Consider the following 15,779-nt stretch of genomic DNA (forward strand, 5'->3'; position numbering starts at 1 on the left):
GTATAGCTCCACATAGGAGACTCATGACGGAGTTAACGTACATGAAAGAGCTCCCTGCATGATTCAGCGAAATTAACCGTAAACAAATAGCCCTCAAATCACTTGTAGGCTACAGCACGTTTACTTGTAGGCTACAGCAGATGAGTTGGAGTCATGGCGGAAAACACATCGCAAATAAGCGGAGTTTTGCGAGCGAGGATGTGGCCATAGACTTTGTAGACTCTGTAGCATGCGTAGCCTCTCACAGGACGGAGCTCGAAATCTTGAGGTGACATGCGAGCAAGGAGCCGTCTAGCTGCCCGGCCGCATTTCAACTCGCCTTAAAGTTGGAGGATGCCTTCGGGCGAAGAGGTTTGGTTTCTGCACCCAGGGCTGAGGGGTGACGACCTCTGCGCTACTCAACCTCGTTAGAAGGACACGTAAACCCATAGCTTCGTACGAGGAGTTCCGCCGCGCGGACGGTGTTGCGGCCACTGGCCGCCTGGGTGCCGGATTCGTTGTCCTGATGAAACGAAAGCAAAATCTCTGAAGCCATAGTTCAGCCTGATGAGTTGTCGGCCGAGTAGGCGGGCCTATTCCGACAATCCTATTGGCGACAGCACCTTACCTCGAGTGCCATCAATGAGTTCCGCATATATTGCTTTCGTACCGACTACAACGACCAAAATGGGCGTTAACTTAGGCCGTTGAAGTACCAATTTCCCCCATTCACGCCGGTCGATGCTTGACGGAGTCGGCACCCTCTGCGGGTGAGTGTGCCACTCCCCAAGATAGTCGATCTGCTTTTCGCCCTGGCGCCAAGCTTCTTCAGCAAGTTCCGCATGCCCATCAGCTTCACGAACAAAGGAAAATGCTGAGCGACTGTCTTTAGGACTTGGTTCCGTTGCAAGCATGACCTCAAGATGCTTGCCGCGCCTGCGCCCTAAGAGAATGCCTCCACCCTCGGGCTGCCAAAAGAACCGCTGCCGATAACGCTTGAAAACCCTGAGAACATCTGGCGAAAAAACCACCAGATTGCGTTTGTCCCCAGTTGACCATTCAGCTACGAATGGCATGCTGCACACGTGGGTTGCCGCACTGGATCGCTATCGGGTGCTGCTTGACTAAAGCCAGGTCGAGTCACGCGAGTGCGCAGCCGTGGGCCAGGTTGGTTCGCCACCCAACTGGTTGTCATTTCGATAGCCAGGCACGCAGCCTGAACCGAGACGCTGGCGGGGAAAGGTACATATAAGCTTTCGCATCCGTGCCCTGCTAACTCGATCGGCACTGGTTCGTTTACTACGGGGTGAAGCGAGGTTCGATGGGCGTCTGAAAGGCAGCGAGTACATGCTGCTTGCTCAGTATCACGAAACAGTGCTCGTACTGCGACGCCTGGCCCCTCAACCCACACAGACAGCGTCGGAACAAAACTCCCTGAGTCAGTGGTTGCACGTGTCAGGTAGTGGCCTAATGCTTCTTCTCCTGTTGCATTGATGATCAAGTCGAAGGAGGTCAGGTCGACTTCCTCCGCTCTCACGGGTAGGCTTCGAATCTTAGCCGTCGGCGCTGCGAGCGAAAGCTCTTCCCTTAGAGCATTGGACTTCTTCTGTAATGCTCGATTTAGCCCTAGGCGGTGTCTGCCGACATTTTGTGGAAGCAGGATATCTGGATCAATGAGGGCCAAATCGCCATTATTCAGGCCAGCGCCAGCCTTCACCAGCAATTCCGCCAGAAAGCCTCCGATGGTTCCACACCCAAGAAGGGCGATGCGCTTGCCCGCTAGAGTCGGATTCCCAGGCACGTTGCGTTCGGCGACGTATTTATCGTCCATTCTGATCGAAATCATAGGATGCACTTTTGAGGCGTAGAGCATTACTCTTGGATCTTGTCGTGATCGAGAGTCCTGCTGATCTTTGACTTCGAAATCAGCCCAGAAGGCGTACTGTGTCAATGGTGAATCTACGACGCACAGTGCCACGCTCTGCCTGGCAGACATCGATTGAAGCAACCGGCGCTCTATGTTGCGCCTTGCCGCCGGATCAAGCATCCCCTGCCATTTCAACAACGCGGCTACCGTTGGAGGTGGCCATACACCTTGTGATGGTTTTGGTTTTGCAGAAGTGCTTACCCTGAAAGCAGCTCCCTTCAGTACTTCTCGCTCTTGGAGCGACATGGCCTGAAGCTTCTCGCGAGTGCGGGTTACATCGTTAGTGACGAATACAGCGCTGATTTCGGCATTGCCGCGCCTGGCAAACAGGATGTCGAGTGCTCCTGGATCGCCGGGGTAGATGTCAAGAAAGCAGAGATCACCATGCCAGAACGCGAAGAACTCGTCCTCTAGGTCCTGATCCATCTTGCCGCGCAACGATAGATCCAAGACTTCCTCGGCCCGATCAAGGCAGCCTAACGTCTGGCCAGCGATGTCAAAAATATCCAGAACGACGCTCCCTTGGGCGGCGTAACAGATTTGGCCGTTGGCACCGACATGGGCTAAAACACTCGGCGTTCCAGGGGGTAGCTGTACACCAATGCGAGGAAGCTCCACGCCGGCCGGATCAACAGCTACATACGCTGCGTGTGTGGCGTCTCCTGCTGCCATGACCCCTTTGAACGCTAGCCAATCGTTCGCATCCCGCCCTATGTAGGCGAACCCTCGTGATTTCATCGCGCGGGTAAGCTTAGACAGCTGGGTCTCGTCGCTCATCAGCCGGCCTGCGTACGCCCTACGAGCGGCGTTGACACAATCGCTGCCGGAGTGGCTTGAACCACTGCTGTAGCGGAGCTTGCTTTGACGCGCTCAGGGGCATTCGGGAACCTTGGTCCGAACTGCCCTTGTACCCAGATGATCGCCTGGCTTGGCGAGCTAGCATGAATCGCTCCCCGGAGCGACCTTTCAAGCTGCTCCAGCTTTTTCGCAGCATCCTCGACGCCAGGCGCTCCGAGGCGCTCCGTTAGCGACTCATTGGGGTCCGTCGGACAAAGAACGCCTTCTCGCAGGGCCCCGGGCAGGCTATCAAGCAAGTCGAGCAAAGCAAGGTCGTCTCTGCGATCACGCGAATCGAACAAGGGAGCCGCCGCAGCCATAAGAAGGATCGATGACGGGCCGCCCTGTACCCACTGCCAGTCCCTAAAGGCTTTGAGATAGCGAACAACCCTGCGGAACTGTTCGCCGTGTCGTTCTACCTCGCCGAGGAACCACCGCTTTACTGGTCGTGGATCAGACTTAACCCAGTCGTCTTCCCGGTGGGCGAGGAGCACCTGATCGTGCGATAGTGCTGTCCAAGCATCGCGTTCGGCGCGTTTCATCGCCTCATCAAGAGCGTAGTAGCCGTGTGTAGAGAGAGCTGCTTTGCGCAGCTGTTCAAACTGCTCATCCGGAATTGCGTACAAAGGAACGTCGATATGAGCGAACTGGGCTATTTCAATACGAATACACGTTGGCTTGTCAGTAATGAGGCGCCATTTGCGTTCTTGAACCAGTGGCATCAGGGCTGTTTCAGCTGCCGCGAAAAACACCTTGCTGGCTATGCTTGGCTTCGAGGTGAGCCGCATGAAACTCAGCGGCAGGTAAGCGCCATCATCGATGTCCGCTTGTTGCTCTGGATGCGCAGGTGCGTTGAGCGTCTTGTATGCCCAAGATCCTTGCGTGAAAAAGCGCGGCTGAACAGCCGCCCCTGGGTGCCCAAGCTCTTTAAGAACGGCCGGAAGCCCGGTGCGCAACTGGGTACGGATAGCCTCCTTAGCTTCCAGGATGAACTCGCAACGTTGATCCGAAAGGGTGATGTTATCCAGGAGCGTAGGTTGTTTCACGCCAGAGTAGAAGAGAGGGCTCAGGTTAAGCATGGTGGTTCTCCACGGTTTTGTTAGGCCCGTGGAAGAACACGGGGGTGGCGGCGGTGTGATTCAAAAATGGTGTCAGTGCCTTATCACCCAGAGCCCGACGGGCGGCCTGTGTTCCTCGGCTCTTTAGCACTTCGATGGAGGCTGGAGTGACCACATCGAGAGCTGCAATGTCCTTGCTCTGATCCGGTGTGGCAGGGTCATCGATCCGGACATAGTCTTCCTCGAGCAGATGGCTCAGCATCGCGTCGACAGAGTGTTCTTGCGAAGATATGACGAGGTCGAAGATTCGTGTTCCCCATTGTTTGATACCCCAGTCAAGGCCCGTGCTGCCACTTTTCGTTGCACCCAGGGTCATCGTCCCAATCGCAAGGACTCGGACGTTTCCTTTCCCGCGCGGCACCCCCAAGGCGTGGTGGGCCTCATGTAAGCCAAAGAAGCCTGGAGAGTTGCCGACCAGACCACCATCAGCAAAGACACCTTCTTCTCCGATGGCGTGCAGCGGGAAGTACGTCGGCGCTGCGGCAGTCGCCAACCCGACATCCACAAGCTTGCGCTTGTAGTCCATGAAGAACCTTGGGGAGTGTGGCGTCTTGAAGAACTGCCCGTTGCCCTTGGAGTAGTTAACCGTCGGGATAAGTACGCGATGCTTCAGGTCGCCGAGGGTGAGATCGCCAAAGTTTTCGGTTAGGACTGCCTTCAGTCCGTCGGGCGCATATTTGGCTTTGAAGATTGGAGGAAGAAAGCGCCTGATCCCTGAGCCACCAAAAATGCGACTGCCATGGTGCTCGAACATGTCTTGCAACTGAGGCGCCGGAATCTCGGCTGCTAGCCCTAAAGCAAGCAAGCCACCAGCTGAGGTTCCGCAGATCAAATCGAACCGCTTGGCCAGCGGCGTTCCCAGCTGCTCCTCCAGGTGCTTCAAGACGGTGGCGGTGTACAGCCCCCGGAAGCCGCCGCCGGATAGCGCCAAAACATGGAAGGGAGCTGTAGCGCCAGTCTGGCTTCCTAGATCCTGACTAGGCTCTGCGCCTTGGTCTGGCAAGTGAGTGTCGTGCCCAGTCAACATCCAAATTCCTCCTTCATCACGAGCGAGTAGGACCAATGCAAGGGTTCGGTCAGGGGCGAGCGATGCGCCCGTGCTGTGCAAGATGGACGTTGATCTGGCATGTAGGTCACCGTTTCTCGCGACGCACACCCTTGAACGGGGTCTTGTCCGATGTTTTAACGTCCATGAAGCGGCCTGTTCCGGTATCACGTTTGACGTAATGACCAGAAGGGGTCTGTGTTTGGCTGCGATCTCGCACCGCGCCAACTCGATGGCCGTCTCCGACTGGATGGTTTTTTGCCATGTAAGCCTCCATTCATAGTTCGTGAGATCACTATACATCATCAAAATGATTAGATCAAGCACATAAATATATCGCCTTACGTCGCATGGTTTGTTATTATCTTGGGATGACTACGAACACGACTGAACAGAGACGCGCGCTACTGGATGAGCTGACTCAAGCCCAGCGTGAGCGGCTGTCGCACATAGATTTCAAGTTGTACTTCCTTGGGGAGCTGCGACGTGCTGATGTAGTGGGCCGCTTTGGCACTGGTCCGGCTGCGGCGACTCGTGACATCGCGCAGTACAGGGAGATCGCGCCTGAAAACCTGGTTCTAGACAACGTCGACAAGGTTTATCGCCCTACAGAGAGCTTCGTTCCCCTGTTCGATCATTCGCCTCAACGCGTACTAACGGCGTTGTCCCATGGGTTTGGCGAAGGGGTGGGTGATTCCCTGAAGTCGATGGTCCGATGCGAGTTTCCTACAGCGCTGAATCAGCCCAAGATGTCGGTCTTGGCACCTATTACGCGTGCTATCAACCGCGGCAAGGCGGTCAAGCTGGTCTACACATCAGTAGAAAGTGGTCGTACCGAACGTGAGATCGTTCCTATAGCCCTTGTCGACATCGGCATTAGATGGCACGTACGGGCCTTCGATCGCAGGCGCAAAGGATTCCGTGATTTCGTACTTACTCGTATGGAGGATCCCGTCGTATTAGAGGAGAGTCCCATCGGCGAGGAGGAAAAAGTCGAAAAAGACGTCCAGTGGAATCGCATCATTGAGCTTGAGCTGGTCCCACATCCAAGCCACCCGCGACCTGAGGTGGTGTTGATGGATTACGACATGCCTTACGGTGTGCTGCATGTCAAAGTCCGGGCGGCGAATGCGGGCTACATGCTGCGCATGTCTACGATCGACTGTTCTCCTGATCATAGCCTTGAAGGGCTTGAGTATGCTCTTTGGTTGAAGGATCCTCTGGCACTGTACGGAGCAAGCAATGCTCGATTGGCTCCGGGATATCGCGATCCTAGGACTGATGTACCAGCGGTGCCAATAAAAGCGCTGTAGAAACTCTCCTGCTTCTCAGGGGGTAGCACCAGCCATCTTGGCGACCTAATTGCGCATAAGTGCGCATTTGTGTTGCTTTGTGCGGAGTTTGCTGATCTAATGGATATTACTTTGCTTTAGGAGTCACTGTGGCTGTGCCAACAAAGATCTCAGTACTTGTCCCCGATGACGAGGCCCGTCGCTTTGAAGCATTTTGCAGCGAACGAGGGTACAAAAAATCGACACTAATTGTTCGACTGATCAAGGATCACTTGGATAGAGAGCAGTACCCGTTCCAAGGGGCGCTGCTTACGTCGGGCTCCGCTGATGGTCGGGACTCCGCAAGTTCAAAGAAAAGCCGATAGAACGGGAAGCAAGAAGTGACAACACTAAACGAGCCAAGATTTTCCTGTATTGACCTCTTTGCCGGATGTGGCGGCCTGAGCCTCGGACTCAAGGAAGCGGGATGGAGGGGACTCTTTGCAATCGAGCGCGATCCCATGGCGTTCGAAACCCTATCGCAGAACTTCCTGACCCAGGACGCGCCATACGCAAGTTTTGAAGACTGGCCTACGTGGCTACCAAAAACAAACCATGACATCGTGACTCTATTGAAGAACGAGTCAGTGCGAAAACACCTTCGCTCTTTGCGCGGTGCAGTGACTATGATGGCGGGAGGCCCTCCATGCCAAGGGTTTAGCGTAGGAGGCCGTCGCGATGGCGCGGACGAAAGGAACAGCCTCGTCTATCAAATGCTTGACATGGTCGATTTGGTACGCCCGCGAATTGTGCTGATTGAGAACGTAGAGGGAATTGCGCGCCGGTTCATTGCACGCCCAGGCGAGGCCAGTACGTCTGTTGCTGACGCGATAATCGAACGACTGTCGGATCTTGGCTATACGAGCATCTTCAATGTGCTCGATGCCAGCCGATTCGGAGCCCCTCAGGCCAGGCGCCGTGTTGTTATTGTTGGCATCCAAAATTGCTCGATATTGTCTGGAGACCTTAAGACGACCTTCGATGATTTGCTAAACAAAGCAGCAGTTGCAGTACGTCAACATTGGGGTCTACATCATACTAATAGCGTCAGTGCGAAGGAAGCCATAGGCGATCTCACGGGAGGCACAAGGGTGGCGTGCCCAGACTCCCCAGGGTTTGAGGCGGCGGTGTACACCAAAGCCACCTCTGCGTATGCACGTGCGATGAGACGAGGCCAAAAGACGGGGAGCATTCCAAACTCCCACCGTTTTTCGAAACATGGTGAGCGAATCCAGGCCTTGTACAACTTGGCTCACCAGACCCAACCACCCGGACGACTATCGAAAGCCTTTTTGCTTGAAAACGGCACAAAAAAAGATAAGAAAGTTCTCATCGATGCTTCAGCGGTTGTTTCGACAATTACAACGCACCCCGATGAATTTATTCACTATGCGGAACCTCGGAATATTACCGTCCGCGAAATGGCTAGACTTCAATCATTTCCAGATAATTTCCATTTTTACGGTCGATATACTATCAACGGACCGCGCCGAAAGCTCGATGTAGCCAGGTGTTCGCAAGTGGGCAATGCGGTGCCTCCGCTGCTGGCTGAAGGTGTTGGACTGGCCTTACGCAACCTCCTTGACTTGCTGAATGCGCAAGCTGCCGCTGCATCCCCCGCACCGACAGCAAGACATCACCCCAAGGTGTCAGTGCAGGAAGAGATCTTTTCAGGGATTGTTGCGGATTGAGCAACGAACCAGATTGTATTCACAGGGGCTCGCCGCCCCTTTTCTTCTTCCAGGATAAATATGGCTCTTCTCGACCTACTCCGATCAAACAGCAAGCCGACCTGCGAAGCCGAGCGCACAAGCGCTCTCGCTGAGCTGGGTGGGCTATTCCCGGACACTGAGTGGGGCGTGGACGCCGACTTCAACTATTACACGCAAGCCAACATTGACAACCTCTGGTCCAACGAACTTCGGCGAGGCATAAAGAATAAAATCGAGGGGGCGGGCCTTGATGAAACAGATTACAGAACTTGGCTTGGAGACGTCCATTTCCTGAATATTGGAATTTACCGCAGAAGCCTCTTTGATCGATATAGAAGTAACGCAGGGTGGCGCCTCGTACTCATGGCTTTACCGCGAGCAGGTGCAATATTGGTCGGCTTGGCGTCCCATTACCAAAACGCACAAAATCACAACAAGCTCGGCGAAGTGTCGAATCTTCTTTTCGACATCGCTTCGGAAGCGTTAGTGAGCGATGGCAAAGGGCCAATGTACGGCCGCAAGATCTCAAGCGTAGACTGGGATCAGAACGGCTTATTTCCGACGCCGCTAACGTCCATCGCAGACGTCTCCGTTGCTCCAGATGTTATCTTTCTGAAAGACATTCGAACGACAACGCTCAAGAAGATCTTGGCATCCTTTGTCGCGGTCAAGGCTCTGCCCAACTCGGTGGCTCAAGCCGACCTACATCGCGAACTCAAGGAGTTGGCGGTTTCAGCAAAGTACCTCTCAGCAAAGGTCTATCCCTTCGGAGGACTTGAAGAATTTGAGGCTCTTCGTGCCCTTGCGCTCCAGGACTTGGCGGCGGCCGGAACTCGGTTGTTATTGCGAAAAAAAAGCTCAACCCGATCTATGGTTCGCATCTACTATGGACCACCAGGCACAGGCAAGACCTTATCCGCCGTTCGCGAAGCGGTAAAGCTCATTGAGCCAGGTTTCGACGACAAAGGAAACCCAGCGGCGTCTTTCGAAAAATTCAACGACTACCGAGATCAGGGTGCTTTCATAACTTTTCACCCTTCGCTTCAGTATGAAGATCTTGTCGAGTCGATTAGACCGGTGATCTCTGAAGACGATGATTCCGCAGAGAATGAAAGCGACATGCCTGACAATACACCCTCACATGGGAAGCTTAGTTATAGGGTGCATGAGGGACTGATACTCCGGATGATTCGTCGAGCGCTACAGACCCCAGGCAAGGAGTTTGTCATCGTCATTGACGAAATTAATCGGGGAGATGTCAGTAGAATTCTAGGGCCATTGATCTCAACCTTAGATTCGGACAAGAGAGTCGGAGCTGAATTTCCAATTGGGATTGAACTCCAGTATCCACGTGCAGAAGAGCTGGAGTCTCGGCTATTTATGCCATCAAACCTACACTTTATCGGAACAATGAACTCATCCGATCGAAATATTGCGCTCGTTGATCATGCGCTGAGACGTCGGTTTGATTTCATAGAAATTCCTCCAGAGCCTGCACTGCTTAAAAATACGAATGACGTAAATTCTATTGATTGTGCGCAGCTGCTTAAAACTATCAACGCTAGGATCGAGCATTTGCTGGATGCAGATCATTGCATTGGTCATGGCTATTTCGTTGGCTGTGACACTAATACAAAAGTGATTGAACGCCTCGCAACTAAGGTTATCCCCTTGTTGCGCGAGTATTTCTACGGCAACGAAGGTTTGATGCTGTTAGTCCTTGGGGATACTACCTCTCAGACTACAAATTTCTTCAAGCTAAATCCTCCCGGGAAGCAATTCGAAAAACTGTTTGGGGTAGCTCAGGACACGGCGACTGCATTCGGCTATCGGCCTCACACAACTCCCAAGAGCCTAGAATTAGATTCTCGTTTTTGGAACCCAGCAAGGCTGATTCCTGGGCCTGATGACGAAGCCTATGCTATCAACTGTCTCCTAAAGCTTTGCTTTGCAGAGTTACCAGTTCCTGCGAACTCAAGTAGTGTTGAGGGAGAGTTTAATGAAGCGTCTGATTCAATGTGAGGAATGGTCCAAGCTAAGGGTAGGTCCAGGGCTAGAGCTGGAGTCCTTTGACATGCTCACATCACTTCTTGATGCTTGGCAATCCAACACAGGCGAGGCTCCTGATGCGTATTTCGATATATTGCCCACTGCGCTAGTGCCTAAATTCTGGACTGGAACACTGGAGTCTGCGCATTTAATCCTTGAGGTTGCCCCCATCGGAGCAAAGCTATTGCCACCCGCAATGAGGAGTCGACTGGATGGTAGCCTCTCTGCGATGTTAGCAACCGCCATGTCAGCGCAGTCAATGACAGCAGGATTAGCGTCTCTAAGTCCCGATGGAAGTAGGTATGACGCTCTTCTTGAAGTGTTTTGCGATGAGTTTGAACTCGCACGTCGACGCCAAGTGATCCGACGGTATGTATCGACCTCCGATAGCCTGCCGGCACCCAGAGGCCGAATATCCTTCCCAGATCAATGCTACGAAAACATTCGGAGACCTGGCCGTTTTGCTTCACAATGGGTAGCACTTACTGAAGACGTTCCTGAAAACAGGATCTTCAAAGAAGTCCTACTCCGTTATCGGCCACGATGCTCATCGCGAATTCGTGGGCGCATTGATCTGTGCCTATCTGAACTTGACTGCGTTGATGCCTCTGGAGATCATCGCTTGGAGTGGTCAAAGGTGCGCACAGACCGTCTCCCTCTGCTTTATCACTCCTTGTTGCGGCAAAGCAAAGCGCTTTTGGATGAAGAGGGCGTCGGAGTATTTGTTGGAGAAAAGCTTGCTACCGCAGAGATTGTCTTCACGTCCCGTCTCTTTGAGCAATTTGTAGCAAAGGAATTATCGTGGCTATCACCAATGGTTGGTCTAATTGCAAAATCCCAGAATAGAGGAACATTTGCTTGTTCACAAGACAATGGAAAAGGTGCCTTCGAGTTAATTCCCGATGTTAGGTTGATCGACAGCACTGGTAGGACTGCGCTGATTGTAGACTCCAAGTGGAAGTTCCTTGATCTGCGCAAGCGTCATCTTGGTATTTCTCGTGAGGATGTGTACCAAGTTTTGATTTACGCATCGCGGTTCAATTGTCCCGACGTGGTCCTTTTATACCCAGATGTAACAACAGAATCGGGGGAAACTGGTTACTACCAAAAATTTGAGTCCGTGCTGAGTGGTCGAATATATTCCCTCCATGTTGTAAAGATACCAGTGCTCGCAGCCACGCTCATGGTCGCAAGGGATTTTCTTAGGAAACTACTGGAAGGGAAAGAGTTTTCAGTTATTCAGCCTAAACCACAAACCTCTTCTCTGGTTGCATAGGAGCATGCACAGCGTCAAGATCTTCGGGGATATCGGCTGGGTGTCAAGCTGCCGAGACGGCCAGACATATCCTCCCAAAGTACAAGCTATGCATATTCGTGTGCGGATGCCCAAACCACTACAAGGTCGATTTTTCTGCTTTGGTGCAAAGCCTGTTGGCCAACATTAATTGTTGGCTATCAACGCCTCCGATTCCGCCACTCCCCGAGCCCCGTTAGCGACTTTGCTCTAACACGTCGCTCTCGCGGCCGGCGCTCCCGTTCCTTCTCTTCGCCAGACGCATTAAGAAAGTCATACATCGCCTGTAGCGCCTCTTTCTTCTCATCAAAGTACTCATAGAGGTTGTAGTGCCGCTTCTCCACGCTCGACAGCCCATGAGACTGAAGCTCATCCCGAAATTCTTTCGGCACCTTCAACTTGGCCAGCAAGGTGGTCACGCCAGAGCGAACTCGCTTCAGTGAGAAACCCTCGATGGAGTCTCCCACTACATTCTTGGCCCAGCGCCGCACAGTGGTCGCGCTCAGGGGCGTACCTGGCATTACTGACAGTGCAAACTCGTCTTCTGTGCACCGCAACTCGCTGAGTGCAGTTTCAGCCGCCTCAATCAATGGAATGAGAATGAGGCGCACATTGCCCGAGCGTCCCTTGGTATCTTCCAAGACAACAGCGTTGGGGCGCACATCTTCATTCTTTAGCCGAAGCAGTTGTTCCAGTCGCTGCCCGCCAAGCAAGAGATGCAATCGCAGGAACGCCGACTCTCTACCCGGTACGTTGATGACCTTCCAGTACTCCCGCATCACCTCAGGCATCAACGGGTTCTTGTCCACGCCATAGGAGTTCGGAATACTTGATACATCAGAAACCGGATTGATTTTGACGTTGAACGGAGCGTACCTTTTGGAGGCAGCTGGGTCGTTATTGATCTTCCTGGCCTGCTCATATGCGGCATGGAGATACGCCCTCACCTGTCTCGCAGTCGTTTTGTGTCCCGCCTCCAAAATCTTGCGCAGCACAGTCGAAATTTGCTCGGTCGTCACCTGGTTAGCCTGGGTAGCGGCAATTTTGGGAAAGGCTAGCTTCACGTTCTTCTGAACCGAGTTCCTTGTATCCTTCGCCGTCGAAGGATTGCGCAGGCCATCTGCATACACGGCCATCAATTTCTCCAAGGTATAACCCTTGGCGACAGCAGCTAGGGCCTCCGCTTCTTTCTTGGCCTCTACCTCTGCTTTCGCCTGCTGCAAGAGTCCCCGTAGGCCACCGTGATCGCGCGCCTCATAGTGCTGAGCTGCCAAGGCAGCCGCCGCAAAACGAGCAGCAGAAAGTGAGTACCCTTGTTTTGTAGGGTTGACACTTTTGGGCGGAGCGAGCTTGTCATATAGACCGATCAGCACTCGATCTGGTTTACCATCGTGGGTGAATCGATAATAAAAAGTGAGCCCATCTTTAGCTGCCTTTCTCACCTCAAGGCTACCGCGTGGCGATACCGATTCAATCCGCAAAAATTGCCTCGGCTTAATCGTCTCAATCGCGGTTTTTAACGTCATCTGTTCTTTCATCTAGCTCAATTTTGTGCACAGTCCTGTGCACAGTTTAACGCAAGATGGAATAAAACCGTAACAGACAGTAATAGACAACGATTCTTTATTAATCAATAAGTTAGCAGTATTTCGGCTGCCTATAGAAGTCCAGAAAAGTACAGGATTGCCACTCTCAAAATCCCCCGCCTAAAAAACACCCATCCCCTCCCACCCTCCTGGTAGTTAGTATCCCTGACCCTTGAATTAGCCTCCCCTCAGCGATCTCCCCCTTCCAGGCCGGCTCTGTGAAAAAGTAATAATCTTTAAAAAAAGAGCAGTGGGTTGGGCTGATACGGTTTCGGTTATTTCTTATGCTGGCCTTCTCATCTCAATGAACCAGGAACTCGTACACTAGTGGTCTTTAGCGTCACAGGGTTTACTGCTTAAGACTGGCAATTCTCGTGTGTCTCTTTAGCCCGTCCTCTTATTTGGACACAGCGCATGGCCGGTCGTGACAGGAGAATAAAGCTGCAATGAACCGTTGGATTCCGCCGCGACAGGCGTCATTGGAGTCTGGGAATGGCTCCGCTCTGGAGGTGTTCTGGGCCTTCCTGAAATTAGGCCTGACTTCGTTCGGCGGCCCTATTGCCCATCTTGGGTATTTCCGTGCGGAGTTCGTCGAACGCCGGCGCTGGCTGGACGATCGCAGCTACTCTGATCTGGTGGCCTTGTGTCAGTTTCTGCCGGGTCCGGCCAGCAGTCAGGTGGGGATGGCGATTGGTTTGGGGCGGGCTGGCTGGATGGGTTTGCTGGCTGCCTGGACGGGGTTTACCTTGCCGTCCGCGATTGCCTTGATTCTGTTCGCCTTGGGTTTGGCCGGGCAGCAGGGGATCGCGCAGTCCCCGTGGGTTCATGGGCTCAAAATTGTAGCGGTGGCGATTGTGGCTCAGGCGGTGCTGGGTATGGCCCGTTCCTTATGTCCTGATCGGGGCAGGGCGGCGTTGGCGATTCTGGCCGCTTTGCTCAGTCTCTTGCTGCCTTCTGCGTTCGGGCAGGTGCTGGCGATTGCGGTCACGGGCTTGTTGGCCTGGTGGAGGCTGGATTCTGTGCAGGCCGGTGCTATGCAGGCCCATTCGTATCCAGTGTCACGTACGGTCGGGACGGCGGCGTTGGTGCTCTTTGCGGGTCTGTTGATGGTTTTACCGGTGTGGGCAGCAGTCAGTGCTTCGTCCACGGCGCAACTACTGGAAGGGGTGTACCGTTCCGGGGCTTTGGTGTTTGGTGGTGGGCACGTGGTGTTGCCTTTGTTGCAGGCTGCGGTCGTACCCAGTGGGCTCGTCAGTAATGCCGATTTGATGGTGGGGTATGGCGCTGCCCAAGCAGTTCCAGGGCCATTGTTTACCTTTGCGGCTTATATCGGCGCGATGGCTCAAGGCCCCTTGCACGGGTGGCTGGGCGGGTTGGTCTTGTTGGGGGTTATTTTTGTTCCGGCCTTGCTGATTCTGATCGGGGTTTTGCCTTTTTGGCAGGGTTTGCGGCACAGGGCGGGGATTCGCACGGCGATGGCCGGGGTGAATGCGGGTGTAGTGGGCATTTTGGGCGTGGCTCTGTATGACCCGGTGTGGACCAGTGCCATTCATACTCGGGCGGATTTTGGGCTGGCTTTGCTCTTGTTTGGTTTGCTGACAGTAGGGCGTGTGCCGCCCGCCCTGGTCGTGCTTCTGGCGGGGCTGGGGGCATCGTTGCTGGCCGTGTTCTGATAGAGCTTAAGTGGGGTTGCGGCACGCTTGCTTCACACCCGCCTCGGGCGGGCCGAACGGGCTAAAAGTCGCCCTGCGGTCAGTCTTGTTCTGAGGGCAGGGACAACAATTTCGCGGTTTGGGAACGCTTTGTGCTGGGTATCCATCGCTTGTCGCCGTTGCGACAGGGTAAACCGACTGGAGGATCTCATGGACAGCACTCACTCACGCGCAAGCAAACATTTAATGGACTGGCTGCGGGACGCGCATGCGATGGAAGAACAAGCTGAAACAATGTTGAACAGCATGCTCTCGCGTGTCGAGCATTATCCCGAACTGCATCAGCGCATTCAGCAGCATATTGAAGAAACCCGGACTCAGCAGAGCTTGGTGCGTCAGTGCATTGAGCGGCGCGGTGGTGACACATCCCTGCTCAAGGATCTGGGCGGCAAGGTCATGGCAACCTTTCAGGGGTTTTCGGGGATGTTTGCGTCTGACGAGGTGGTCAAGGGCAGCATGTTCAGTTTTGCCTTTGAGAGTCTTGAAATTGCCGCCTACAGCCAGATCAAGGAAGCGGCTGACTATTTGGGGGACGTCGAGACGGCCGCCGTTTGCCAACAGATTCTGGAGCAGGAACGTGCCATGGCCCATTGGCTGGAAGTGCATTCCCCTGAGTTGGTACGGGTCTTTCTGGCTCGGGCCGATGAGGGCCACCCCCAGGCAAAGCGTTGACACACGACAAAGGAGGCGAGCGGCGCCCGGTTTGCTGGTCTGGCTGGGCGGGGGTGATGCAAATTTGCCATAGATACGCTGCTTGCCTGAATTTGCCTGCAAAACCTGATTGTTGGAGGCTTATATGAATACATCACGCCAAGATCGCCGGGCATTGCCAACGCAACCCGAGGCCCCAGAACCCAGCCGTGAATCTCAAGCGGATATTGCGAGGCGGGTGCAGGAAGATTTGAAAGAAGTAAATAAGCAGAGTCAGGACAGGACGCCAAGCAAAACGGGTGATCAGAAGGCGACGCAGTTTGACGGCTCTCCCAAGCCAAAGCCTGACCCTAGCCCCAACTGGTTCAAACCAAAAGATGATACCCCTGCCATTTTGCCCAAGCGCCACGGGCCCAAGAACCCCGACTGAGCTTCTGGGCTAGCCCTTGACTGGATAAACGCAGCCTAGGGGGGGCTGTAGGGCAAGGGGCAGGGTGACATTCCAAGCCGTGGCTGCACAGATAAGGCGAAATGCTGG

General features: G+C 53.8%; 12 protein-coding genes. 6 read left to right on the forward strand and 6 right to left on the reverse strand.

Annotated elements, in window-relative coordinates; genetic code table 11:
* Positions 1 to 572 precede the first annotated feature (572 nt).
* The 5 genes from VF694_RS04600 to VF694_RS04620 all read right to left on the reverse strand — a co-directional run bounded on the left by VF694_RS04600 (position 573) and on the right by VF694_RS04620 (position 5,171).
* The gene (locus VF694_RS04600; RefSeq protein ID WP_440163825.1) at positions 573 to 1,055 is read right to left on the reverse strand and encodes a Mov34/MPN/PAD-1 family protein; all 483 of its coding nucleotides are present in this window, start codon (positions 1,053 to 1,055) and stop codon (positions 573 to 575) included.
* Positions 1,043 to 2,683, reverse strand: a complete 1,641-nt coding sequence (locus VF694_RS04605) for a ThiF family adenylyltransferase (RefSeq protein ID WP_440163827.1) — start codon at positions 2,681 to 2,683, stop codon at positions 1,043 to 1,045. The genes VF694_RS04600 and VF694_RS04605 overlap by 13 nt, the downstream gene beginning before the upstream one ends.
* A complete protein-coding gene (locus tag VF694_RS04610; RefSeq protein ID WP_440163829.1) occupies positions 2,683 to 3,822 on the reverse strand; it encodes a CBASS cGAMP synthase in 1,140 nt (379 codons plus the stop codon). The genes VF694_RS04605 and VF694_RS04610 overlap by 1 nt, the downstream gene beginning before the upstream one ends.
* Positions 3,815 to 4,888 (reverse strand): CBASS cGAMP-activated phospholipase, encoded by a 1,074-nt coding sequence (locus VF694_RS04615; protein WP_440163831.1) that lies wholly within the window; start codon positions 4,886 to 4,888, stop codon positions 3,815 to 3,817. Before VF694_RS04615 ends, VF694_RS04610 begins: the two co-directional genes overlap by 8 nt.
* A gap of 106 nt (positions 4,889 to 4,994) precedes the next feature.
* Positions 4,995 to 5,171, reverse strand: a complete 177-nt coding sequence (locus VF694_RS04620; RefSeq protein WP_424256443.1) for a hypothetical protein — start codon at positions 5,169 to 5,171, stop codon at positions 4,995 to 4,997.
* 106 nt (positions 5,172 to 5,277) lie between these two features.
* Between VF694_RS04620 and VF694_RS04625 the strand changes: the two genes are divergently transcribed.
* From VF694_RS04625 to VF694_RS04640, 4 genes are all read left to right on the forward strand, one after another.
* Positions 5,278 to 6,219, forward strand: coding sequence for a helix-turn-helix transcriptional regulator (locus VF694_RS04625; protein WP_440163832.1), 942 nt, complete (start codon positions 5,278 to 5,280; stop codon positions 6,217 to 6,219).
* Positions 6,220 to 6,578: 359 nt separating this feature from the next.
* Complete coding sequence (locus VF694_RS04630; protein ID WP_440163833.1) at positions 6,579 to 7,928, forward strand: DNA cytosine methyltransferase; 1,350 nt, start codon at positions 6,579 to 6,581, stop codon at positions 7,926 to 7,928.
* A gap of 60 nt (positions 7,929 to 7,988) precedes the next feature.
* Positions 7,989 to 9,971, forward strand: coding sequence for an McrB family protein (locus VF694_RS04635; RefSeq protein ID WP_440163834.1), 1,983 nt, complete (start codon positions 7,989 to 7,991; stop codon positions 9,969 to 9,971).
* Positions 9,949 to 11,274 carry an McrC family protein gene (locus VF694_RS04640; protein WP_440163835.1) on the forward strand — a complete coding sequence of 442 codons (1,326 nt, stop codon included), beginning with the start codon at positions 9,949 to 9,951 and terminating at the stop codon, positions 11,272 to 11,274. Before VF694_RS04635 ends, VF694_RS04640 begins: the two co-directional genes overlap by 23 nt.
* A 179-nt stretch (positions 11,275 to 11,453) precedes the next feature.
* Here VF694_RS04640 and VF694_RS04645 read toward each other — a convergent pair whose 3' ends face one another.
* On the reverse strand, positions 11,454 to 12,830 hold the full coding sequence (locus VF694_RS04645; protein ID WP_440163836.1) for a phage integrase central domain-containing protein: 1,377 nt from the start codon (positions 12,828 to 12,830) through the stop codon (positions 11,454 to 11,456).
* A gap of 494 nt (positions 12,831 to 13,324) precedes the next feature.
* Here VF694_RS04645 and chrA point away from each other — a divergent pair, with 494 nt between their 5' ends.
* Together chrA and VF694_RS04655 are read left to right on the forward strand one after the other, a co-directional pair.
* Positions 13,325 to 14,551 (forward strand): chromate efflux transporter, encoded by a 1,227-nt coding sequence (gene chrA / locus VF694_RS04650; RefSeq protein WP_003804039.1) that lies wholly within the window; start codon positions 13,325 to 13,327, stop codon positions 14,549 to 14,551.
* Positions 14,552 to 14,740: 189 nt separating this feature from the next.
* Positions 14,741 to 15,262, forward strand: a complete 522-nt coding sequence (locus VF694_RS04655) for a ferritin-like domain-containing protein (protein WP_131071243.1) — start codon at positions 14,741 to 14,743, stop codon at positions 15,260 to 15,262.
* The last annotated feature ends 517 nt before the right edge of the window (positions 15,263 to 15,779 follow it).

This window comes from Alcaligenes sp. Lyrl_28 (assembly GCF_051948705.1).
GTDB lineage: Bacteria > Pseudomonadota > Gammaproteobacteria > Burkholderiales > Burkholderiaceae_B > Alcaligenes > Alcaligenes ammonioxydans.